The organism is Streptomyces sp. NBC_00376 (assembly GCF_036077095.1).
Classification (GTDB): domain Bacteria; phylum Actinomycetota; class Actinomycetes; order Streptomycetales; family Streptomycetaceae; genus Streptomyces.
The window spans coordinates 1,451,961-1,472,624 of the sequence record NZ_CP107960.1; the positions used below are offsets into that span (position 1 = coordinate 1,451,961).

A 20,664-nucleotide genomic window follows, 5' to 3' on the forward strand; every position below is an offset into this window, starting at 1 on the left:
CTTGCTGGGAAAGGGACTTCTGGAGGTCTCGGAGGGTTGGTGGGGGGCGTCAGTTGATCCTGATGAGCTTGGCCTTGAGCACGCCGAGCAGCCCGCCGTCGATCGTGACGCCCGTCTTGCCGTTGACGTTCACCGAGCGGCCCTTGATGTTCACGTCGCCCGTACCGGCGTCGAGTGTGATGCCCGACGAGGAGAGGGTCACGGAGCTCAGCGCGCGAGTGCCGCCGCGAGCGTACACAGTCACCGCGATCTCGCTCCGCCGTTCGTCCAGGGTGACTTCGAGCCGCTTGTCGCCGGTGGCCAGTCGGACACCGGACGGTCCGCGCGGGGCGTCCAGGAGCTCCAGCCGGTTGCCCGAACGGGACACGAGTGAACGGCGGTTGACCTTTCCGCTGGTCGGGTCGACCAGCGGCACGTCGTGCGGCGAGGGTTTGTCGACCCCGTTGTAGAGGCCGCCCAGCACATAGGGACTGTCCAGCAGCCCCTGCTCGAACCCGACGAGCACCTCGTCGTTGACCTCGGGGCTGAACACGCCGCCGCCGCCCTGGCCGCCCCACTGCACCGTCCGGACCCAGTCGGTCACATAGGTGTCGTCGAGCCAGGGGAACTTCAGCCGGACCCAGCCCCGTTCGGTCTTGCCCTCCCGGATGTCGGTGACCACACCGATCGCCAGCCCCGGCATGCGCGGGCCGCGCGAGGGCGCGTCGGAGCCACTGGTCAGTCCCGCCAACGAGCGGTCGGGCGCCGCGCTCACCAGCACGGTGGTGCGGTAGCCGCCGTTCGGTTCGAGCACGTGGTGCACGGCAGTCGCCGTGTAGCGCCCGGCGAACGCGGGCCCGACGTTGCCGAGGGCCACCGGCAGGCCCGCCCGCAGCTGCGGGTTGCCCTCGGCGACCGCCTCGATCTCACCGAATCCGGAGCTCACCGAGGCGGCCACCGATCCGGCCACGGCGGTGGCCTCGGCCTGGGTCCGGTACGGGGTGTCGGCGACCGTCATCCGCGCGTTCGGGCCGAACGCCCCGGCGGCCAGCGACGGGCTCATCCCGGGGGACACGGTGTCGCTGCGGATGGACTGTTCGCGGGCCACCAGCCGGGTCTTGGTGTCGACGTTCCAGCCGCGCACCTCCACGCTGTCCGCCCCGTCCGCACCGGTCAGCACGGCCCGCAGGGCCAGCAGGTTGCGCCCGTACTCCAGAACCATCGGGTGGCGGGTGGCGGAGGTTGTGGGCGAGGGTGCCGAGGAGGCGGGTTTCGGCTTCACGAACTGCAACAGGCCCTTGTCGTCCACCCGTACGTGCGCACCGCTCTCGCCCGCGAGGTACTGGAGGAACTCCCAGTCCGAGACGTTGGGCTGGGTCAGCTGCTTGTACGTGATGGGGGCGGCCTCGATCTTTCCGCAGGCCAGCCCGGCACCCGAGGCGACCTTGCGGACGATGTCGGCGGTCTTCATGTTGCGGAAGGCCACCACCTTCCGGCCGCGCTGGAGCCGGTGGGCCTTGGAGAAGGCCCGGACCACCGTGAACGAACCGGTGGTGTCGCTGTCCAGCTCGACGGCGGTGACCTCACCGGTGAACAGCCGCTCGCGCACCCGCTCCTGCACGGTGACCACGGAGATCTTCACCGGGGTACCGATGGTGATTCCGGTGGCGGTGAGCAGCTTGTGATCGGGGTCCCGGTACATCAGCACGGCGGTGTCCGGCAGGCCGACGTTCTCGTCCACCACACAGCTCACCAGCTGGGCCGCCCAGGCGGCAGGCAGCTCACCGGGGGCCTCGACGATCGGATCCGCGGCGAAGGATCGGCCGGCGGCGGTCATCGGCCACCCTCCGGGGTGTGGTCTTCCAGTCCGGGCACGACCAGCTCCCTGCCGGGTATCAACTGCATCGGGTCGTCGACGTCGTTGGCCTCGGCGATGGTGCGCCACGCGGTGGCGTCGCCGTACTCCCGCCACGCGAGCAGCGGCAGGCTGTCACCGGCGACCACCCGGTGGGTACGGCGCGCCTCCCGCGAGCCCGAGGTGGGGTTCTGCCCGGCCGGATCGACGCTCGCCTCCTCGATCGAGAGCGAGCAGGTGGCGCGCAGCGGCTTTCCGTCGACGTCGAACAGGGTGTACGAGACGGAGAGGTTGGACATCACGCCGTCGAACGAGGTCGTCTTCGACGTGCCCCAGTCGAAGCGGACCCAGGGGCTGGCGGGCGTCTTGCGGGCCAGGCTGCTCGGGGTGGGCACACAGGCCGTCATGAGCTGTTCCACCGCCTTCTCCACCGAGTTGTCATGGGTGGCGGTGGCGTCCAGGAAGACCTCCAGGGACAACGACCGGGGCCCGCTGCCCACGAATTCGGGCAGCGCGGACTGCCCGGCCATCCGGGACGGCGTACGCCGCCACTCGGTGCTCTTGCTCAGCGACAGCTTCGCGGGGTTGAACTGCAACGTGAGCCGGGCGAGGCTCCCGCCCGGCTTGGCGCCGACGGTCGTCGGCGGTTCCATGATGGTCAGCTGGGCGCGGGCACGGCTCGTACGGACAGCGGGTGACATTGCGCTCCTCCCTCCCGAATCTTCTCTGCTACCTGTGGCTACTGCTGTGCCCGATACGGGACATGACGGTTCATCAGGACGGCTCCAGGCCCTCGTGCGCGATCTCCAGGATCTCGATCGCCGCCTGGGAGTTGGCGGGGTCGAAGGACGGCCCCTGCCAGCGGACCGGCACGATGCCGTGCACCTGCCAGCTGATGATGCGGCCGAGGTCCGGGCGGAGCGCGACGATCTCGCCGTCCTTGGGCTCGACCCGCTGGATCGTCTCGTTCAGCCAGCGCGCGATCTTGAGCGTGTCGGCGGTGACGGGGCGGGTCAGTGTGATGTTGGTCCAGGTGATCCGCCCCGGCAGCTGCCAGGTGAAACCGTTGTTGCCGCCCTCGGCGTACTGCTCCATCTCCACCTCGGCGCCCAGACCCGAGCAGGTGTGGAAGGCCCCCAGGTCGCTGCCTCCGATGACGAGCTTGAAGAACACACTCGTCGCGAAGATGTTGTCCGTCATGTGCTTCTCTTCTTCTCTGCTGTTGCCACGTACGTTGCGGAGGAGCCGGACCGTTGTCAGCGGCGGCCGTCGTACGGCCGTCCGGTACGTTCCCGCCCTCTGCGCAGGTCCGCGCGGATCAGGCGGCTCACCGGATCGATCAGCCGGCGGGCCAGTTCCTCGATGTCCGCCCCGGTGACCCGGTGCGCGGCCGGCGGGTCACCGGTGGCCGAGGCGTCCGGTCCGGTCGGGGTGGGCCTGCCCGGCGGCTCGGCGCGCTTCACCGGGGCCGCCCGTACCGGAACGCCGGTGATCCCGGCGTCGGCCGCCGCGCGCTGGAGCACCTCGGCGGTGGCGGCGGAGGCACGGGCCCCGGCAGCCTGAGGCGGACTCGGGGACGGCGTCGGATTCGGAGGCGGAGTCTGTGCGCGTTGTGGAATCCGTACCGCCAGGGCCGGAGGTCCGGTGGGCGCGGACATGGCGGACTCTGGCACCGGTCCGGTGGTCGTGGGGGCGGCCGATTCCGGCACCACCGGGAATGCCATCCGCTGTACGGGTACGGCTGCTGCTCCCGGCCGGCCGGTACCGGGCGGATGCGGGCGCACGACCGGGACCGGCCGGGCGGCGGACGGCGCGGAAGTCACGGCGGACGGCGCGGACGGGATGTCGGGTACGGGACGGCGTGGCGCCGGGGGCGGCGGTGCGGAGTGTGGCTTTGCGGGGCTCTGCCCCGGGGAGTGCACGTCCGGCTGCGACGGTGGCGTTGTCACGCTGCCGCGCGGCGAACGCTGTACGAGCCGCAGGAGCGAGCGGGCTGCCGCCGGTCCGCGACCTGGACGCCGGTCGGGCTTGGTTCCGGTTCCGGTTTCGGTCCTGGATTCGGTCCCGGTCCTGGATTCGGTCCCGGTCCTGGATTCGGTCCCGGTCCTGGATTCGGTTCCGGTCCTGGGTCCGGTCCCGGTCCTGTATTCGGTCCCGGCTCCGGCTCCGGTCCGCGCGACGCGGCCGGGGGCACCGGCGGGGGTGCGGTCCGAGGGCGTACCGCTGCTCGGGATGGTGCCGGTCGACGGGCGTGCGGACACGAGGCGTTGGACGGTCCCACCCGGCCCCGCGCCACCGGGCGTCGGCCCGCCGGGAGCCGAGGGCCGGGGTGCGGCGTCCGGCTGTGTCCGGTGTTCCCCGGTACCCGCGTTCCCGCGCGCCGGCGACGGCGACGCGTCACGCCCGGACTGCTGTGCATCACGGCGCCAGGTGGCTGCCACGACCGGCCGGGCCGAGCTGCCCGCCGCCGTGGGCGCCGAAAAGCCCTCGGCGGAGCCGGTGCTCACGTCCAGGGCCCTGCCCGCGAGGAGGGCCCGCGAGCGCTGAACGACGGATGCCGATCCCCCGGGGCCGACCGCAGCCCCGGCTGCCGGCCCCTTCTCCCGCTCCGGGGTGATCCTCCGCACACGTACCGGCGCAGCGGGAGCGGAAGGAGACACGGATGGGGGCTGGGTGTTGAGAGGGGTGTTCGGACGTGTGGTGTCTGCCGCGTGCTGGACGGCGGCAGGTTCCGGCGTGGACGCGCCGGGCCGAGCGGGCGCTCCGGACGAGCGCACCGGCATCTCGGCAGGCGTGTTGAGAACCTTCGATGCCGGATCGGCCGGTGCCGGTGCCGGTGCCGGTGCCGGTGCCGGTGCCGGTGCCGGTGCCGGTGCCGGTGCCGAGGACGAGGACGAGGACGAGGACGAGGACGAGAGCTGGAGCGGGGCCGCCCCGGGCTCTCCCGCCGACGCCGTGTCCGGCCGAGGGGCCGCACTTCCCGGCTGCGCCCTGCGGCGGTCACCGAGCAGCGGTGCGTCGCTCCGGAGCCTGGCGGTCGACGGAAGCGAGGTGAGGGGGGCACCGATACCGCCACGGGTACGAGCCGGTGAACCGGACACATCCGGCTGAGAAGGCCGCGACGGTTGTGACCGCTGAGACGGCTGAGGTGACCGAGATGGCTGAGATGGCTGCGACAAGTGCGGAGCCTGCGAGGGCTCCGATGACCGTGGAGCCTGGGCCTTCGGGGCTCGACCGTCCGAGGGCGGCGGCTGACGCACCGACGGCTTCGCCGCCTCCGCTGCCGTCTCCGACGCCTGGCGTTGCAACACGGGCATGCCCGCCGGCTCTTGCCCTGCCGGGGCGGAAGGCACAACCCCGCCCGGCGCCGTCGAGTCGGCGGCGACCGCCCCGATGGGCAGCTCCCGCAGGGGCTTGCCCAGAGCGGGACGTACCGGTGCGGCAGCCGGCTGATCAGCGGTGCGGTCCGTTGCCGGGGCAGCGGCGGATGTGGTGTCGGCAGTGGCGACGGAAGTGGCCGGCGCGGAAGCCGCGGAAGCCTCGGAAGGCAGAATCCCGGCGATCTGCCGCAACGCCATAGCCGGACGCCGGGCCACGATCAGGGGCGGGGCGGTCCGCCGAGGCCGTACGGCGGCGGGCCGGGCGCGCTGGAGCGAAACCTGTGCCGGTGCGGTGCCCGCGGGCTGCTGCGCCGCCGACGCGGCGGCCGGAACCCGAGCCGCGTCCGTTCCCGGAACCGGGGCCGTTCCCGGAACCGAGGCCGATGGTGTTCCGCTCGCCCGCGCCGTGCTCCTGGCCGGGGCCGCCCCTGCCGTGGATTCCCGCGTGGTCGCACCGCCGATGCGGCTCTGCCGCCCCGGTGTCCCGCTCCCGGAGGAGCGAGTGGTCGTCGCACCGCCGGACCTCTGAACGGTCTCGGGAGCCGGCCTCCCGCCCGCCGCGGATTCCGCCTCCCCGTCCGTCCCGGTCCGGGCCGCACGCAGCAGCAGCGGTCCGCCGGGAGCCGTGGACCGCGCGCCGCCCGGACGGGCGACGCCGTGGATCAGGCCCACCGGTGCTAACGGCAGTACGGCATGGCCGAGTTCGCCCGCGAACGCGAGGTTCTGCCACGAGGCGAGGCCGTCCCGGAACCGCAGACCGTCGCTCACCCCGATCGAGGACCGGGCGACGGTCACCGCCGGCGGTGCGACCCGCCGCCAGCCGCCGTCCCAGCCACCGTCCCGACCGTCTTCCCCCGCGCCACCCGGGCCGCCGTCCCGCGGACCGGCCCCGCTGTCGCTCCGGCCGGCCTCCGGTTCCTGAGTGACGGCGGCAGCGACGGAGCCGGTGCCGGTCACGTCCCCGTCTCCGGACCCGTCCCGGGAGGGCGTTGGGGACTGCCGGCGGTCCCCTCGGCGGAACCAGTTCCCGAGACCCACACGATCACCCGCCTTCGTTGACGCGGGTGTTGATCCGCGCTATCTCCCGTACCCACTCCTGACGCTCGGCGTGGGTGAGGTCGAGGATGTCCTCTCGTGGCCAATGGAAGTGGTAGGCGACGTACGCGATCTCCTCCCGCAGCCGGGGAAGCGCGTACGTCACGATTCCCCCAGGCGCCCACCCGAGAGGTCCACCTCGAACGATCCGTGGCACAGCGGACAGGTCACCGCGGCGTGCGTGTGGCCCTCGCTGTTGATCCGGCGGTAGAAGTCCTGGAGGAACGCCACGTCCGTGGCGTACATCCGCTCGACGACCCCGGCGTGCACATCGGTGATGGTGCCGAGCTGGGTGATCACCTGGCTCAGCAGCACCACCGACAGGTACGCCGGGTTCTCCTTCACCCGAAGATCGATCTGCGGGCGCAGCTCGTCCCGTGCCGTCGCGAGCCGCATCGATCCTCGCCGGTGGACCTGGCCCTCGTCGTCCACGTATCCGCGCGGGAGCTCGAACTCGAACTCCGAACGCATCGCCTGCTGGTCACGGGCCGGAGGCGGCGCGGGCGCGGCCTCCTCGCGTGCGGCGGGCTGGGCGGACGCGAGGCTGTCGAGGACTTCGTCGAGCCCGCCCGACGTAACGGTCCTGCGCCTCATTCGACCACGATCTCCTCGAAGGTGATGGTCACCGACTCGGTGGCGGCACTGGACTCGCCGGCCTTCAGCGAGGGGCCCTCCCACTTGCTGGCCCAGCCCTGCATCAGCTGGATGCGCCGGACCGTCTCACCCTTCGAGTCCTTGATCTCGATGGTCAGGTTCTGGCGCGCGGTGTCGACCGCACCGTTGTTGAGCGTCTCCTTGATCCATTTGGTGAACTCGCTGCTCTTGTCGAGCCCGCGGGTGATCGTCACCTCGCCCGCCTGGCGTGCGCCGGGCTGCTTGCGGATGATCTGCTTGCCCTCGGCGGTCACTTGACGGACCTCGACGACTTCCTCCTCGACGGTCAATCCGCTGATCTCTTGGATCGACTCGACGAGATAGCCGCCCAGCTGCACGCCGAAGACGTGGGTGGAAAGAGCGTCGCCCTCTGCCATGACTCTGTGTCACCTGTTCCGTTCGGGGACCCTGTCGGGTCACTCGTTGACGAGGCTCGTGCTGTCGGAGAACTGCGCGAGGCGGAAGATCACGAACTCCGCGGGCTTCACCGGAGCCACGCCGATCTCGCACACGACCTGGCCGAGGTCGATCGACTCCTGCGGATTGTTGTCGCGGTCGCACTTGACGTAGAACGCTTCCTCGGCCGTGCGGCCGAAGAGCGCGCCACGGCGCCACTCCTCGGTGAGGAAGGCGGTGACGTTGCGCCGGATGCTCGACCAGAGGCGGTCGTCGTTCGGCTCGAACACCACCCACTGGGTGCCCAGGAGGATCGACTCCTCCAGGTAGTTGAAGAGGCGGCGCACATTGAGGTAGCGCCAGGCCGGGTCGGACGAGAGGGTGCGCGCGCCCCAGATCCGGATGCCGCGCCCGGGGAAGGCACGCACGCAGTTGACCCCGATCGGGTTCAGCAGGTCCTGCTCGCCCTTGCTGAGGCGGATCTCCAGGTCCAGCGCGCCACGGATGACCTCGTTGGCGGGGGCCTTGTGCACACCGCGCTCGCCGTCGCTGCGTGCCCAGACGCCCGCGACGTGACCGCTCGGCGGCACCAAGGAGTTCTGGCCGGTCGCCGGGTCGAAGACCTTGAGCCACGGGTAGTACACGGTGGCGTAGCGCGAGTCGTATCCGGCGTCGTCGTTGCGCCAGGTACGGACCCGCTGGGCGTTCATGCCCGGCGGGGTGTCCAGGACGGCGACCCGGTCGCCCATCTGCTCGCAGTGCGAGATCACCGCCAGCTGCACGGCCTTGACGCCGTCGGCGTCGATGTCCCCGCGCTGGTAGGCGCTCATCAGGTCCGGGACGGCGACCATGGTGATCTCGTCGATCGCTTCGAGTCCCGCGAACCCGGTGCGGGCGGCGGCGTCACCGACGTACTCGGACGGGTCGAGCCGTGCGACACCGGCTCCGGGGGCGGCGGCAGCGGACGCGAGGGCGAAGCTCTGGTTCTCGGGGCGGGTCTGGGCCACGCCGGGCTGCTCGGTGACCTCGATGAGCTTGGACTGGCGGGCCTGGGTGACGAGATAGCCCTTGACGTTCTTGCGGCTGGAGACGTCGTAGGTCTCCACCACCTTGCCGGCCTGCCGCACCAGCAGCCGGAACCGGTCCTCCGGAGGGTTCTCGCCCTCGGTGTCGGTGACCTCGACGGAGAGGTCCGCGCCCGCGCCGGGCCGCGCGGAGACCTGGAACCCTCCGAGGGCGGCGGGCGCGGCCGACCCGGACACGGACTGCTGTGTCTGGTCCTGCGCGGGGCCGCCGATGCGCACGATGTAGGCCGCGCCGCCGCCGTTGGCGAAGTAGCCGTAGACCGCGGGGGTCAGATAGGTGCCGGCGGTGAAGGTGCCGAAGGTCTGGACGTACTGGTCCCAGTTGGTCACCAGAGTCGGCTGGTGGAAGGGGCCGGACTCCGCGAAACCGACGAAGGCTGCGACCGCGGTGCCGACTCCCTCGATGGGCCGCGCACCGGACTGCACCTCCTCCACGTAAACACCCGGGGTGAGGTACGACGGCATGCTCGCTCCTTCGCGTGGTCATTCGTTCGCCGCCGAGTCTTCCCCGGCGGCGGTGGCGGACAGTAGGTCCCAAGGTCCTGGGCACGGGGCAAGGGTGCTGCCTTCCCAGGCACCCGCGGGGCAGGAAACGCTTCCCTTTGCGGGCCGGGCCCGACGGCCGGAACATTTCTGTTCCAGCCATGTGACAACGGTGTGAACAGTGGATCTCCGGAAGGCACTCACCGGGGCAGCGGCCGGTACCCAGAGGGAAATTCGGGCCCCCGGCCGCCGGTGTCGCACAGGCGGAAACCAGCCAGAATTCTCGGACTCCGGCGGCCCTGTCGGGCTTTGGTGACCGGATCCGGTCCTTGACCGCCCTCCCCCACCTCTTAATGTGCGCAGGGAAGGAAACCGCCAAAGACCGGCAAGCCGGGTTTCCCTGGAACGAGATCTCTGCTGTTCTCATCTCCCGTGGAGGAAGCAGGAGGTCAGACGCTTTGTTCCTAAGGTGCGAGATCGCTCAGCACACCGCTGACATTGAGCACCTGGTGGCATTCGGAAGCCTGAGTTCCGGTCGCCGGGGTGCCGGGTTTGTTGCAGGTCACGGATGCGGTGACGGTGTCGTTCTGCTGAATCTGGATGGGGGTGACCCAGTGATAGTCCTGGTTGCGGAAGGTCTCCAGTGCGATGGTGGTGATCTTCCGTTCCCCGAAGGAGATCGTCAGCACTCCTTCGTCGCCCTGGAAGTTCGCCACCACGATGTCCGTGATTCCGAATACCTTGCCCTCCGGAACCCGGTAGGTCCCCTTCTTCTCGCCGCCGGACCGGGTCTGCACATCGATCGTCGCCGAGCTCTGCTGGGTGCCGCCGGTCCCGCCGTCCGCTCCCGAACTGGAACCTCCCGAGCCGGCGCCCCCGGAGCCGTTCGGCCTGCCCTTCCCGTCACCCTTCTCCTGCCCCTGGCCGCCGGTCGGGTCACCCGTGCCGCCCGCCGTCGCGTCCTGTTTCCCACCGGGGGGCGTCTTCTCCTGCGCGGCCTCGTTCGCCGCCTGCTTCGCGGTGCTCCGCACCGCGGGCCTCACCAGCGCGAACCACGCGAGCAGCAGTGCCAGCAGCGCGGCCAGGACGATCAGCAACCAGCGTGGCAGCACCGGCAGTTGGGCGAACTCGCCGGGCAGCGTATCGGAGCGGCCGGGCTGCTCCCCGTCGGTGTCCCCTTCGGCGGTCTCGGCGGCCTCGACCTCGAACGGCCAGGCGACCGGCTTCCCGAACCAGATCAGTTTCCGGGCCCGGACCCGCAGGCCCACCTCGGCGGACTCGCCCGGTTCCAGGCGCCGTTGGCCCTCGGTGAAGGCCAGGCGGAGTTCCTCCCCGGCCTGCTTGCCGGTGAGCGCGACATCGACCGCGGTGTTCCCCCTGTTCTGCACCGCGGCCCGGAAGCGGGCGCCCAGCCAGCCGGAGCGCCGCCGCGGGTCGAGCTCCGCCCGGAGCTCGTGAAAGGGCCCGACGACCACCGTGGCCTCGGGAACCGCCACCGACTCGGGGTGCTCGGCGGGCAGGACGCGGACGCCCAGGGGTATCTCGCCGGCCCGGACCTCGTGGGATCTGGGCGGCGCGAGCCGTACGGTCACCACTTCGGAGGTGCCCGGGTAGAGGGACACGCGGGCCGGCTCGACGGTGCTCCAAGCGGCGCAGTCGCCGACCACTTCGAGCGTGTACGCCTCGACGATGTCACCGTCGTTGCGCACGGTCAGGGTCGTCGTCGCTTCGGTGCCGGGCGACACCGTCACCGTGGGCGTTTCGAGTTCGGCAGATGTGGTCACGATGCGACGTTAGGCCGAGCCCCCGGCCGCGCAGCAGAGACGAGAGGGCAACGAACGGGCAGGGGTGGTGCCCCGGCGGCCCAACGGCACGATGTCCCGGCGAGCCCTCCCCGGGCCCGGTCCCCGTGCCGGAGACCCCGCGGTCGAGATCGGAACCCAGGCGTATCGGACGGAAGCAGCTGAGGAAGACAGGCACGCAGAAGAATGACGACGACAGCAGCAGAAACGAACGAACGAGCAGTGGATCGCGGCCTGTTCCGCAGGTCCGCCTCGTCGGTGTACGCCGCCGGCAGAGGCACCCCCGAGGCCCCCGGGGGCAGAGTCTCCGTGGCGGTGTACGCGGAGGACCTGATCCTGCAGACCGGTGTGGTGCACCAATTACGTCCACGGCCCGAGATAGAGCTGATAGCCGAGTCCGAGGCGGACCGGGCGCAAGTCTCCCTGGTGGTGGTGGACATGGTGAACGAGCCCACCGTCCAGCTCCTGAACCGCCTCCAGCGCAATACCTCGACCCGTACCGGGCTCGTCGTCGGCTTCTTCGAATCGGGTGCGCTCCAGACCATGATCGAGTGTGGTGTCGCCGCCGTGCTGAGGCGCGGGGAGGCCGACCAGGACAGTCTCGTCCACCTGGTGACGGCGATGGCGAACGGGGAAGGGGTGCTGCCGGGCGACCTGCTCGGAAAGCTCCTCACCCATGTCAGCAGCCTTCAGCGCACGGTCCTCGACCCCCGGGGGCTCTCGCTCTCCACCCTCACGACGCGGGAGGCGGAGATGATCAGGCTGGTGTCGGAGGGCTACGGCACCGCGGAGATCGCGCAGAAGACCTCGTACTCCGAACGCACCGTCAAGAACGTGCTGCACGAGGTGGCGACCCGCCTCGAACTGCGCAACCGGGCCCATGCCGTCGGCTACGCCATGCGGCACGGGCTCATCTGATACCCGGCGCGGGCTCATCCGCGTCCCGGCGCGGGCTCCCGTGCGGACGGCGTGACGACGTCGCCGCACGGGGGCGCGCCGGTGTCGGCGGCAGGAACGGCCGGGCGGGGCAGGAAGGCGCCGCAAAGGGCAACCGTCCCTTCCCCCTGGCCGGGTCCCCCGGACCTGTGATTGCCCCCGTGCGAGCGGGATGCTCGTCGTGGAGAGTCTTCGACAGAACTGCGAGGTGGGCCGTGACCGGCACCGCTGGCCCGGCGAGCCGTACCCGGCTGGGCCGACTGACAGGCGCTGTGGTGCTGTTGGCACCGCTGCTGGTGGCGGGTTCCGCGTCCGCCCCCCAGGGCGCGCCGAGACTCGCCGCGGCGGCGGACGAAAGCCCCGTGGACGCCGGACGCATCGCCTACGCCGGTACCGAGCACCGCAGCCTCGGCCGGGTCTCGGACCAGGCCACCACCGCGCCGCTGTTCGGCCCCGGACCGGCCCACTACGACCAGGATCCCTCCGCGCGCGGTGAGGTGGTGGTCTTCACCAGCCTGCGCGACAGTGTGCGTCCGCAGGTGTACGTGCGCGACGCGGGCGGAGCGGTGCGCAGGCTCACCACCGACCGGGACGCCGCGCATCCCGAACTCTCCCCGGACGGGCAGACCGTGGTGTTCGACTCCGCGGAGCGGGGACCGGGCGACGTGGTCCAGCGCGAGCTGTGGACCGTCGGGGTCGACGGCTCCGGACTGCGGCGGCTGACGGACACCCCCAACAACGAGACCTCCCCGACGTTCTCCCCGGACGGCTCGCGGATCGCGTACTCCTGCGACTCCGGTCCCGGGGGGAACGGACTGATATACGAACGGGCCGTGGCGGGCGGCGCGGCGAGGGTGATCAGTGACGGCCCGGCCGGCGACGCGACCGAGCCGGAGTGGAACCCGGTGGACGACGACACCCACCGCGCCCGGATCGCGTACACCCTCACCACGGACGAGGAGACCGGGCCCAGGCTCCGGGTGACCGAGGGCATCGGAGCCGACCGTCCCCTGCTGGCCGGTGTCCAGGCCGACTGGCGCACCCGCTCGGCCGCCTGGCTGCCGGACGGCAACGATCTGCTCTTCCTCAGCCCCGACACGACCTGCGGGTGCAAGGACTACGACCACGTCTACCGGGCGACCGCCTTCAACGGGAACGAGCCGGGCCTGACGCTCGGCGAGGACCGGGCGGTCGAATCGCCCACCTGGGTCGGCCCCATGGACCCCGGGAGCGTCGTCGTGGCCCGGCGGACCCAGCTCCTGGCGAACGACGTGACACTCCAGGACGTCCGGCAGGACGGTGCGGATCCCCGGGACCTCGGGGTCGAGATCCTGAAGGAGGACCCGGAGGCCAGTACGAACACCGACCCCGCCAAGGACCCGCTGTTCAACCCGGCGGCGGACTACGACCCGTGGACCGAACGGCAGAACTACACCCCGGACGGCAGGCGCATCGTCGTGACCCGCTTCGAGGGGGAGCCGAAGCAGCGCGTCGAACGGATCTGGCTGACCGACGCCGACGGCCAGAACAAGACGGCGTTGCCGCTCGCCGGACGCGGTCCCCGCGACTGGGACACCGACCCCACGTTCTCTCCGGACGGCACCAAGCTGGCGTTCACCAGGACCTCGCCCGGCGGGGTCGGCGAGGCCGCGGGGCCGAGCAGCATTCTCATCGCGGACGTCGCCACGGGAGCGATCGTGGGCAGGATCGTGCCGCCCGAGGGGCAGTTGGCAGGCGGAGACGCGCAGCCGACCTGGTCGTCGGACGGCAAGACCCTCGCCTTCACCCGCAATCATGTGATCCGGGGCCTGGGCGGCATCAAGCACGTCTGGACGGTGCCGGTGGCCGCGCTCGACCAGCAGCGGGACCTCAGCGTCACCGTCTGCCCCGGTGAATGCAAGAAGATCGACGACAGCCCCGCCTTCTCCCCCGACGGCACCCGGATCGCCTTCAACCGCAAGGACGGCGGCGGCCGGGTCAACGAGCGCTCCGGCATCCTCGTGACCTCGCTGAGCGGCGACGACTGCCGGGTCGTGCTGCCTTCCGTGCAGCGGGACAACCCCGACGCGTGCCATCAGGAGATCCCCGACACCTCGCTGACCGGGCCCTTCCAGCCCCGCGACGTGGCCTGGTCGCCCGACGCGGAACGGCTGGTGCTGAGCTCCCGCAGGGAGGTGGGTCCGAGCTCCCCGGAGCAGCTGTCCATGCTCGACCTCGCCTCCGGCACCCTGACTCCGTTCGGCGAACGGCTCGGCGGGCGGCAGAAGGAACCCGCCTTCCAGCAGTCGGTCGACCTGGCCCTGACCGCGCCCCCCACCGGCCCCTCGGTGGAGGTCGGTTCCTCCGTCACGGTGCCGGTCACGGTCACCAACCGGGGCCCGGCCGCATCGCCCGGCACCGTACTCACCGTCGATGCTCCGCCCGGCGTGCGCCTGGAGGAGCTCACCACCCCGGCCGGCACCTGCGCCACCGGATCGCCCCGGTGCGACCTGGGCGTGCTCCGGCCCGGAGAGAGCATCGAGGTCACCGCCAGGCTCACCGGCGTGACGAGCGGGGACCAGCAGATCGGCTGGTCGGTCACCGGGGCCGTGGTCGACCCGAACCCCACGGACAACGCCACCGCCACCACCGTCCCGGTCCAGGACGTGCCCCCGGCTCCCACCCCGTCGCCCAAGCCGCCCAAGCCGCCACGGCCGGCCCCCCAGCCGCCCGAGCCCGAGGCGGGGCCCGGGGTCACGGTGCGGGCACAACCCAGCCCCGGCTACGTCGGCGGCCGGGTGGTGGTGACGTACACCGTGCGCAACGGCCGCAACGCGCTCGCCACCGGACTGCGGCTGAAGCTCGGGCTGCCCGCGTCGATCCCGGCAGATCCGCTTCCGCCGGGCTGCACGGCAGGCGTGTGCACACTGCCCGACCTGACACCGGGTGCCTCCACGGTCGTCCGCGTCGTGCTCAAGCCCGACCGGGCGCTGAGGACGACCATCACCGGAACGCTGACCACGACCGGCACCGACGCCGACACCCGTGACAACGTATCCAGGAAGCCGCTGCGCATCCTCCAGCCCCGGATCGTCTCGGTGCCCGCCGTCGGCAAGCCGGGATTCGTCACCTCCGTGCGGGGCAAGGACTTCCCTCCCGGCGCACCGGTGAAGCTCACCTGGAAACCCGGGATCACGGCGGCCGCGCCGCCCGCCTTCCCGCGCCGCGACGGAACGTTCATCGCGCAGCTGCTGATCCTGGCGAAGGACCAGACCGGGCCGCGCAAAATCACCGCCTCGGGACCGGGGTTCGGCCCCGTCACCACGCGCTTCCTGGTGGTGGCCGGCACCATCGTCCCGCCGGACGAGGTGGGGCGCCGGTGATCCACGAAGTGGACGAGGGGCTGCGGCTGTTGCTGGTCGAGGCCGGACTCCAGGACAGCGGCGTCGATCTGGTCTTCGACGCGCCGACGAAGGACTGGTCCGCCCGGCGCAACGCCCCCACCATCAGCGTCTTCCTGCACCGCATCCGTGAGGACGCGGGCCGCCGCCGTACCGGCGCGGCCGAGGAGCACGACGAGGACGGGGTCGTGATCGGCTGGCGGACCCCGCCCCGCTGGTACGAGCTGACGTACCTGGTGACCGCCTGGACCAATCGCCCGCAGGACGAACACCGCCTGCTCTCCGAGGCGTTGCGCTGTCTCGTACGGTCGGACGCGCTGCCCGCCCACATGCACACCGGCAGCCTCGCCGAGCTGGGGCTGACCGTGGAGATCGAGGCGGCGGGTCCGGGCACCGACGGGCCGTCCGCCTCGGACGTCTGGTCGGCGCTCGGCGGTGAGCTCAAGGCCGCGATCGACCTGCGGGTGTGGGCTCCGCTGGCCGGTGAGCGGACGACCGCGGGACCGCCGGTCACCGAGGGACTGGTGGTGCGGAGCGCGCCCGGCCGGGACGGCGACGGTACGGAACCGGGGCGCCGGCTGCGTTACGACGGGGCGTCCGACCCCGGCGACCGGGGCTTCGCGGCACAGCGGGAACGGCAGTTGCCGCCCGGCCGGCGCAGGCGCGGGGGCGCGGCCCGGTGACCACGACACAGGGCACCCGTGCCGTCCACCAACCGGCCGAGGCCCCGACAGCGGTCATCGAGGACCTCTGGGGGCGGCTGGTCCACGTCGAGCAGCGGGTCAGGAACGCCGTGGCCGTCCGGCGGGCCACCGACCCGCAGCCGGACGATCCGTACCGGGGGCAGTACCTCACCCCCGAGGCGGCCGAGCGGATCGTGGACGCCCGCGACGCGTTCGCGCCCGTACCGGAGTACGGCTCCGGGCCCTCGCCGCAGTCCCCGCCCGGGAGCCGGATCGGGCGGCTCGCCGAGAGCTTCGGCCTGGTGGAGCTGGACATGGACCTGCTGCTGGTCGCGCTGGCCCCGGACATCGACAGCCGGTTCGAGCAGCTCTACGGCTATCTCAACGACGACCTCACCAGGCGCAGGCCCACCATCGGCCTGGCGCTGGAACTGTGCGGACTGCCCGCCGCGAGTTCCGGCCGCTTCCGCTTCTCGCCGTCCGCCCCGCTGATCGCGGGCGGGCTGCTGGAGGTCCGCGACGCCGAACGCCCGCTGCTTTCGCGGGTGCTGCGGGTGCCGGACCGGATCGGCGCGTATCTGCTCGGCGACGACGAGATCGACGGAAGGCTGCGCGGCCTGGTCCGCGCGGTCGGGACCGGGGCAGCCCCGGACTCCGAGACGGACACCGGGCCGGAGGTGCTGCGGGTCGCGGCGGCGCTGGGCACGGGCAGCGGTCTGGTGCATCTGCTCGACCGGGGCGGCGACCCCGGCCGGCTGGCGGTCGAGGCGCTGCTCGCCGCGGGGCGCCGTCCCCTGGTGGTCGACATCGCGGAGCTCGCCGCGCTTCCCGAGCCGGCGGAAGCCGTACGGACGCTGGCGGCCGAGGTCCGGCTGGGCAACGGCGGGATAGTCCTCGGGCCGCTGGAGGCGCTCGCCCCCGAACGCCCCGAGCGGGCCCGGCTGCTCGGGGCCCTGTGCGCGGCGGTCGGCGGTGCTCCGCTGGTCGCGTACGGGAAGAAGAACTGGGACCCCTTGTGGGCCGGGGAGAGCCCGGTCCCGGTCCAGGTCCACTCGCCCGGCCCCGCGGGCCTGGCGCGGCGGTGGCGGCAGGCGCTCGCGGAGGCCGCCACGTCCGTCGGGCTGCCTGCCGGGAGCGGGTCGGCCGACGAGGAGCTCATCGAGGCCACCGCCTCGTACCGGCTCGACTCCGAGCAGGTGCGCAAGGCCGCCGCGGTGGCCTCCCGGCTGGCCGTCCTGGAGGACCGCCCGGTGGACGTGCGGGACCTGCGCACGGCGGTCCGGGCCCAGAACGGCGCGGGGCTCGAACGGCTCGCCCGTCGCATCGAACCGGCGGTCGGCTGGGACGACCTCGTGCTGCCCGCCGCGACCCGCCGCGAGCTGTCCGAACTCGCCCTGCGGGCCCGCCACCGCGAGCAGGTGCTCGGCCAGTGGCGGATGCGGCCGGGCGGTGGCCGGGGGCGCGGCATCATCGCGTTGTTCGCGGGTGAGTCCGGCACCGGCAAGACCATGTCGGCCGAGGTGGTGGCGTCGGAGCTCGGCATGGAGCTCTATGTCGTGGATCTGTCGACGGTGGTGGACAAGTACGTCGGTGAGACCGAGAAGAACCTGGAACGTATCTTCGTCGAGGCCTCCGATGTCAACGGCATCCTGTTGTTCGACGAGGCGGACGCCATCTTCGGGAAGCGCTCGCAGGTCAAGGACGCGCACGACCGGCATGCCAATGTGGAGTCGGCCTATCTGCTCCAGCGGATGGAGTCCTTCGACGGGATCGCGGTGCTCACCACCAATCTGCGCGGCAATCTCGACGAGGCGTTCACCCGGCGCCTCGATGTGATCGCGGAGTTCCCCATGCCGGACGCCCGGCAGCGGCTGGCCCTGTGGGACCGCTGCCTGGGGACGGTGCTCCCGCGCGAGGCCGGGCTCGACCTGGAGTTCTGCGCGGGCCGCTTCGAGTTGGCGGGCGGGTCGATCCGGGCCTGTGCGGTGACCGCCGCCTATCTGGCAGCGGAATCGGGCAGTCCGCTCGGTATGGAGCAGATCGTCTCGGCCGTGATCCAGGAGTACCGCAAGCTCGGCCGGCTGGTCCGGGAGAGCGAGTTCGGCACCTGGCTGGACCGTGGGCGGGGAGGCGACGGCGGATAACTCCTGGCCGGGCGGGCCGCTCAGCCGAGTATCAGCTCGGGTTCGTACAGGTCCAGCCAGGTGGCGAGATCCAGGGTGCGTTCCAGGCCGCGGCGGGAGGCCGCGGTGATCTGGGGCGCGCCGTGGTCGGCCGCCCTGCGGAGCCGGTCGCGGTCGATCAGGTCGAACACGCGGTGGTCCGGACGGGCGAGCAGCTCGCGGGCCTGCTCCTGCAGGGCCAGGGCGTACTTGGGGTCCTGGGTCGACGGGTAGGGGCTCTTGGTCCTGTCGTACACCGACCGGGGCAGCACATCGGCGGTGGCCTCGCGCAGCAGGCTCTTCTCCCTGCCGTCGAAGGACTTGAGGGCCCAGGGCGCGTTGTAGACGTACTCGACGAGCCGGTGGTCGCAGAACGGCACCCGGACCTCCAGGCCGACGGCCATGCTCGCCCGGTCCTTGCGGTCGAGCAGGACGCGCACGAAGCGGGTCAGGTGGAGGTGGCAGATCCTGCGCATGCGGTACTCGAAGTCGCTCTCGCCGGGGAGCCGTTCGATGCCGGCGACGGCGGCCCCGTAACTGCGGCGGACGTAGCCCTCCAGGTCGAGGGCGCGGCCGAGGTCGTCACGGAGCACGTCCGAGTCCTCGCCGAAGTGCTCGGCCATCCGTACCAGCCACGGGAAGGTGTCGGCGGTGCGGGCCCGCTCGTCGAAGAACTGGAGGTAGCCGCCGAAGACCTCGTCGGCGGACTCGCCGGACAGGGCGACGGTCGAGTGCTCGCGGATGGCCCGGAAGAGCAGATAGAGCGAGGCGTCCATGTCGCCGAAGCCCATGGGCAGGTCCCGGGCCCGGATCATCCTGGCCCGTACCTCCGGGTCGGCGAGGGTGTCGGGGTCGAGCACGATGTCCCGGTGCAGGGTGCCCGACCGCTGGGCCACGTCGTGCACGAACGGGGTGTCGGGGGTGGTGCGCAGCTCGTCGGGGACGAAGTTCTCGGTGCGTCCCACGAAGTCGACGGCGAAGGTGCGGACCTTCTCGCCGCTCTCGGCGAGCTGCCGGGCGGCGAGCGCGGTGACCGCCGAGGAGTCGAGTCCGCCGGAGAGCAGGACGCAGCGGGGTACGTCTGAGACCAGCTGGCGGCGGACGATGTCGTCGAGCAGTGACCGTACGGTGGCGATCGTGGTGTCGCGGTCGTCGGTGTGCGGGCGGGTCTCCAGTCGCCAGTAGACGTGCCGGTGCAGGCCGCGTCGGTCCACGGTGACGACCGTGCCGGGCTCCACCTCGTACATGCCGTCCCAGACGGCGTGGCCCGGGGTCTTGACGACGGTGAAGAGCTCCCGCAGCCCGTCGAGGGTCACCCGGGGGCGGGCCAGCGGGTTGGCGAGGATGGCCTTGGGCTCCGAGCCGAAGAGCACACCGTCGGGGGTCGGCCAGTAGTAGAAGGGCTTGACGCCCATCCGGTCGCGGATCATGACGAGCCGGTCGTGGCGGCCGTCCCAGAGCGCGAAGGCGTACATGCCGTTGAGCCGCTCGGCGAGGGCCTCGCCCCACTCCAGGTACCCGCGCAGCACGACCTCGGTGTCCGAGTCGGTGGTGAACCGGTGCCCGCGGGCGGTCAGCTCGCCGCGCAGTCCGGTGAAGTTGTACGCCTCGCCGGAGTAGACGAGGGCGACCGGCCCCTCGGGGGTGTCGACGGTCATGGGCTGGCGACCGCCGGGGAGGTCGATGATCGCGAGCCGCCGGTGTCCGAGCGAGGCGTGCCCGTCGGTCCAGGTCCCCCGGTCGTCGGGGCCCCGGCACGACATGGTCTGCGTCATCGCGTCCAGGGTCGCGGCCGCCTCCGCCTCCCGTAGATCGCGGTCGAAGGAGACCCAGCCCGTGATGCCACACATACGCGTCCTCCCGATCCGGTCCCGCCCGGCAGAACCACTTGTATCTAGCAGCTATATGACGAGCCTCTTCCTGCGATTGCGTACGGTCAACACGGTCGTTACCCGGACGGCGGCGCGCCCCCATGCTTTCGGCCGCGTTTTTCCGCTTCCTGTACGGAGTGCCGTGCGCCGGAACCCGTGCGGGAAGGGCTTGTGGGCCCGGCGGGGACCCTAATCGGCCATCGGCAAAGACTTGCCCAACCCCGAGTGGGCCAGTGGGGTGCACCGGCCGGCCGGGCACGCCCGCCGACCGGTGCCCGCGGCACATCCGCCGCGTTCAGGACTTCTGTCCGGCCATCTCGGCCGTGATCGCCCACCGCTCGTGGTCGCGCCAGGCTCCGTCGATGAAGAGGAATTCCGGCGAGAAGCCTTCGAGGCGGAATCCGGCCCGTCGCACCAGGGCGAGCGAGCCCTCGTTCCCGGGCTGGATGTTGGCTTCGAGGCGGTGCAGCCCGAGCGGCCCGAAGGCGTAGCGCAGGACCAGTTCCAGCCCTTCGCTCATCAGACCGCGTCCCAGCGCGTGGGCGAAGGCCCCGTAGCCGAGCGCGCCGCAGCGGAACCCTCCGGCGACGATGTTGTTGATGTTGATGAACCCCGCGATCGGGTCGGCGGAAGTGCTGCAGCCGCCGCGTTCGCAGACGAGGAAGCCGGCCTTCGTGGGGTCGTCGATCAGCCGGCCCGCGTAGGCGGCGTACGCGCGGGCGTCGTCGGGCGGGAAGAGCCAGGGGCGGTGCGTGTCCCGGCTCTCCCGCGCCCGGGTGGTGAACTCCTCGGCATCGGCCTGCGTGATGGGGCGGATCGCCGTGCGCCGCCCCACGGCCAGGTAGTCGCTTTCAGGCATCCCGGCAGCTTAGAGCGTCCGAACGCTCTCGGAGCGTCCGGACC

At 71.8% G+C, this 20,664-nt stretch carries 17 protein-coding genes; 6 read left to right on the forward strand and 11 right to left on the reverse strand.

Translation table 11 applies throughout. The annotated features are described in order from the left end of the window. Positions 1-49: 49 nt before the first annotated feature. From OG842_RS06625 to OG842_RS06640, 4 genes are all read right to left on the reverse strand, one after another. Positions 50-1,816: a VgrG-related protein gene (locus tag OG842_RS06625; RefSeq protein ID WP_266728343.1), complete on the reverse strand. Its 1,767-nt coding sequence runs from the start codon at positions 1,814-1,816 to the stop codon at positions 50-52. After that, entirely contained in the window at positions 1,813-2,535 is a 723-nt protein-coding gene (locus tag OG842_RS06630) for a CIS tube protein (RefSeq protein WP_266728345.1), read from the reverse strand. Before OG842_RS06630 ends, OG842_RS06625 begins: the two co-directional genes overlap by 4 nt. Before the next feature lie 73 nt (positions 2,536-2,608). Next, the gene (locus OG842_RS06635; RefSeq protein ID WP_266728347.1) at positions 2,609-3,034 is read right to left on the reverse strand and encodes a phage tail protein; all 426 of its coding nucleotides are present in this window, start codon (positions 3,032-3,034) and stop codon (positions 2,609-2,611) included. A gap of 56 nt (positions 3,035-3,090) precedes the next feature. Beyond that, a complete protein-coding gene (locus tag OG842_RS06640) occupies positions 3,091-3,558 on the reverse strand; it encodes a hypothetical protein (protein ID WP_266728348.1) in 468 nt (155 codons plus the stop codon). Positions 3,559-4,570: 1,012 nt separating this feature from the next. Between OG842_RS06640 and OG842_RS06645 the strand changes: the two genes are divergently transcribed. Both OG842_RS06645 and OG842_RS06650 read left to right on the forward strand, forming a co-directional pair. Continuing rightward, positions 4,571-4,945, forward strand: a complete 375-nt coding sequence (locus OG842_RS06645) for a hypothetical protein (protein ID WP_266728350.1) — start codon at positions 4,571-4,573, stop codon at positions 4,943-4,945. Positions 4,946-5,335: 390 nt separating this feature from the next. Then, positions 5,336-5,743 carry a hypothetical protein gene (locus OG842_RS06650; RefSeq protein ID WP_266728352.1) on the forward strand — a complete coding sequence of 136 codons (408 nt, stop codon included), beginning with the start codon at positions 5,336-5,338 and terminating at the stop codon, positions 5,741-5,743. 513 nt (positions 5,744-6,256) lie between these two features. Here the strand turns inward: OG842_RS06650 and OG842_RS06655 are convergent. From OG842_RS06655 to OG842_RS06675, 5 genes are all read right to left on the reverse strand, one after another. Next, positions 6,257-6,415 carry a DUF6760 family protein gene (locus tag OG842_RS06655; RefSeq protein WP_164495324.1) on the reverse strand — a complete coding sequence of 53 codons (159 nt, stop codon included), beginning with the start codon at positions 6,413-6,415 and terminating at the stop codon, positions 6,257-6,259. Further along, positions 6,412-6,903 carry a hypothetical protein gene (locus OG842_RS06660; protein WP_266728354.1) on the reverse strand — a complete coding sequence of 164 codons (492 nt, stop codon included), beginning with the start codon at positions 6,901-6,903 and terminating at the stop codon, positions 6,412-6,414. The genes OG842_RS06655 and OG842_RS06660 overlap by 4 nt, the downstream gene beginning before the upstream one ends. After that, on the reverse strand, positions 6,900-7,340 hold the full coding sequence (locus OG842_RS06665) for a phage tail protein (RefSeq protein WP_072486912.1): 441 nt from the start codon (positions 7,338-7,340) through the stop codon (positions 6,900-6,902). The genes OG842_RS06660 and OG842_RS06665 overlap by 4 nt, the downstream gene beginning before the upstream one ends. Before the next feature lie 39 nt (positions 7,341-7,379). After that, entirely contained in the window at positions 7,380-8,909 is a 1,530-nt protein-coding gene (locus OG842_RS06670) for a phage tail sheath family protein (RefSeq protein ID WP_266728356.1), read from the reverse strand. A 482-nt stretch (positions 8,910-9,391) separates the two neighbouring features. Beyond that, on the reverse strand, positions 9,392-10,711 hold the full coding sequence (locus OG842_RS06675) for a COG1470 family protein (RefSeq protein ID WP_266728358.1): 1,320 nt from the start codon (positions 10,709-10,711) through the stop codon (positions 9,392-9,394). Between the two features lie 204 nt (positions 10,712-10,915). On the opposite strand from OG842_RS06675, the gene OG842_RS06680 reads away from it, so the two are divergent. The 4 genes from OG842_RS06680 to OG842_RS06695 all read left to right on the forward strand — a co-directional run bounded on the left by OG842_RS06680 (position 10,916) and on the right by OG842_RS06695 (position 17,872). Continuing rightward, positions 10,916-11,647 carry a helix-turn-helix transcriptional regulator gene (locus OG842_RS06680; RefSeq protein ID WP_376307421.1) on the forward strand — a complete coding sequence of 244 codons (732 nt, stop codon included), beginning with the start codon at positions 10,916-10,918 and terminating at the stop codon, positions 11,645-11,647. Between the two features lie 233 nt (positions 11,648-11,880). Then, positions 11,881-15,027, forward strand: a complete 3,147-nt coding sequence (locus OG842_RS06685) for a hypothetical protein (RefSeq protein WP_266728362.1) — start codon at positions 11,881-11,883, stop codon at positions 15,025-15,027. Next, positions 15,024-15,728: a DUF4255 domain-containing protein gene (locus tag OG842_RS06690; protein WP_266728364.1), complete on the forward strand. Its 705-nt coding sequence runs from the start codon at positions 15,024-15,026 to the stop codon at positions 15,726-15,728. Before OG842_RS06685 ends, OG842_RS06690 begins: the two co-directional genes overlap by 4 nt. Further along, positions 15,725-17,872 (forward strand): ATP-binding protein, encoded by a 2,148-nt coding sequence (locus OG842_RS06695; protein ID WP_266728366.1) that lies wholly within the window; start codon positions 15,725-15,727, stop codon positions 17,870-17,872. The genes OG842_RS06690 and OG842_RS06695 overlap by 4 nt, the downstream gene beginning before the upstream one ends. Positions 17,873-17,892: 20 nt before the next feature. Here OG842_RS06695 and asnB read toward each other — a convergent pair whose 3' ends face one another. Then, positions 17,893-19,740, reverse strand: a complete 1,848-nt coding sequence (asnB, locus tag OG842_RS06700) for an asparagine synthase (glutamine-hydrolyzing) (protein WP_266728368.1) — start codon at positions 19,738-19,740, stop codon at positions 17,893-17,895. Between the two features lie 316 nt (positions 19,741-20,056). Beyond that, positions 20,057-20,620 (reverse strand): GNAT family N-acetyltransferase, encoded by a 564-nt coding sequence (locus OG842_RS06705; RefSeq protein ID WP_266728370.1) that lies wholly within the window; start codon positions 20,618-20,620, stop codon positions 20,057-20,059. Between the last annotated feature and the right edge of the window lie 44 nt (positions 20,621-20,664).

What these genes read in the sequence shown, in the direction of transcription:
- OG842_RS06705 (WP_266728370.1), bottom strand. Translation starts at nt 20,620, where the DNA reads ATGCCTGAAAGCGACTACCTGGCCGTGGGGCGGCGCACGGCGATCCGC.
- OG842_RS06660 (WP_266728354.1), bottom strand. Translation starts at nt 6,903, where the DNA reads ATGAGGCGCAGGACCGTTACGTCGGGCGGGCTCGACGAAGTCCTCGAC.
- OG842_RS06630 (WP_266728345.1), bottom strand. Translation starts at nt 2,535, where the DNA reads ATGTCACCCGCTGTCCGTACGAGCCGTGCCCGCGCCCAGCTGACCATC.
- OG842_RS06640 (WP_266728348.1), bottom strand. Translation starts at nt 3,558, where the DNA reads ATGGCATTCCCGGTGGTGCCGGAATCGGCCGCCCCCACGACCACCGGA.
- OG842_RS06635 (WP_266728347.1), bottom strand. Translation starts at nt 3,034, where the DNA reads ATGACGGACAACATCTTCGCGACGAGTGTGTTCTTCAAGCTCGTCATC.
- OG842_RS06680 (WP_376307421.1), top strand. Translation starts at nt 10,916, where the DNA reads ATGACGACGACAGCAGCAGAAACGAACGAACGAGCAGTGGATCGCGGC.
- OG842_RS06670 (WP_266728356.1), bottom strand. Translation starts at nt 8,909, where the DNA reads ATGCCGTCGTACCTCACCCCGGGTGTTTACGTGGAGGAGGTGCAGTCC.
- OG842_RS06625 (WP_266728343.1), bottom strand. Translation starts at nt 1,816, where the DNA reads ATGACCGCCGCCGGCCGATCCTTCGCCGCGGATCCGATCGTCGAGGCC.
- OG842_RS06665 (WP_072486912.1), bottom strand. Translation starts at nt 7,340, where the DNA reads ATGGCAGAGGGCGACGCTCTTTCCACCCACGTCTTCGGCGTGCAGCTG.
- asnB (WP_266728368.1), bottom strand. Translation starts at nt 19,740, where the DNA reads ATGTGTGGCATCACGGGCTGGGTCTCCTTCGACCGCGATCTACGGGAG.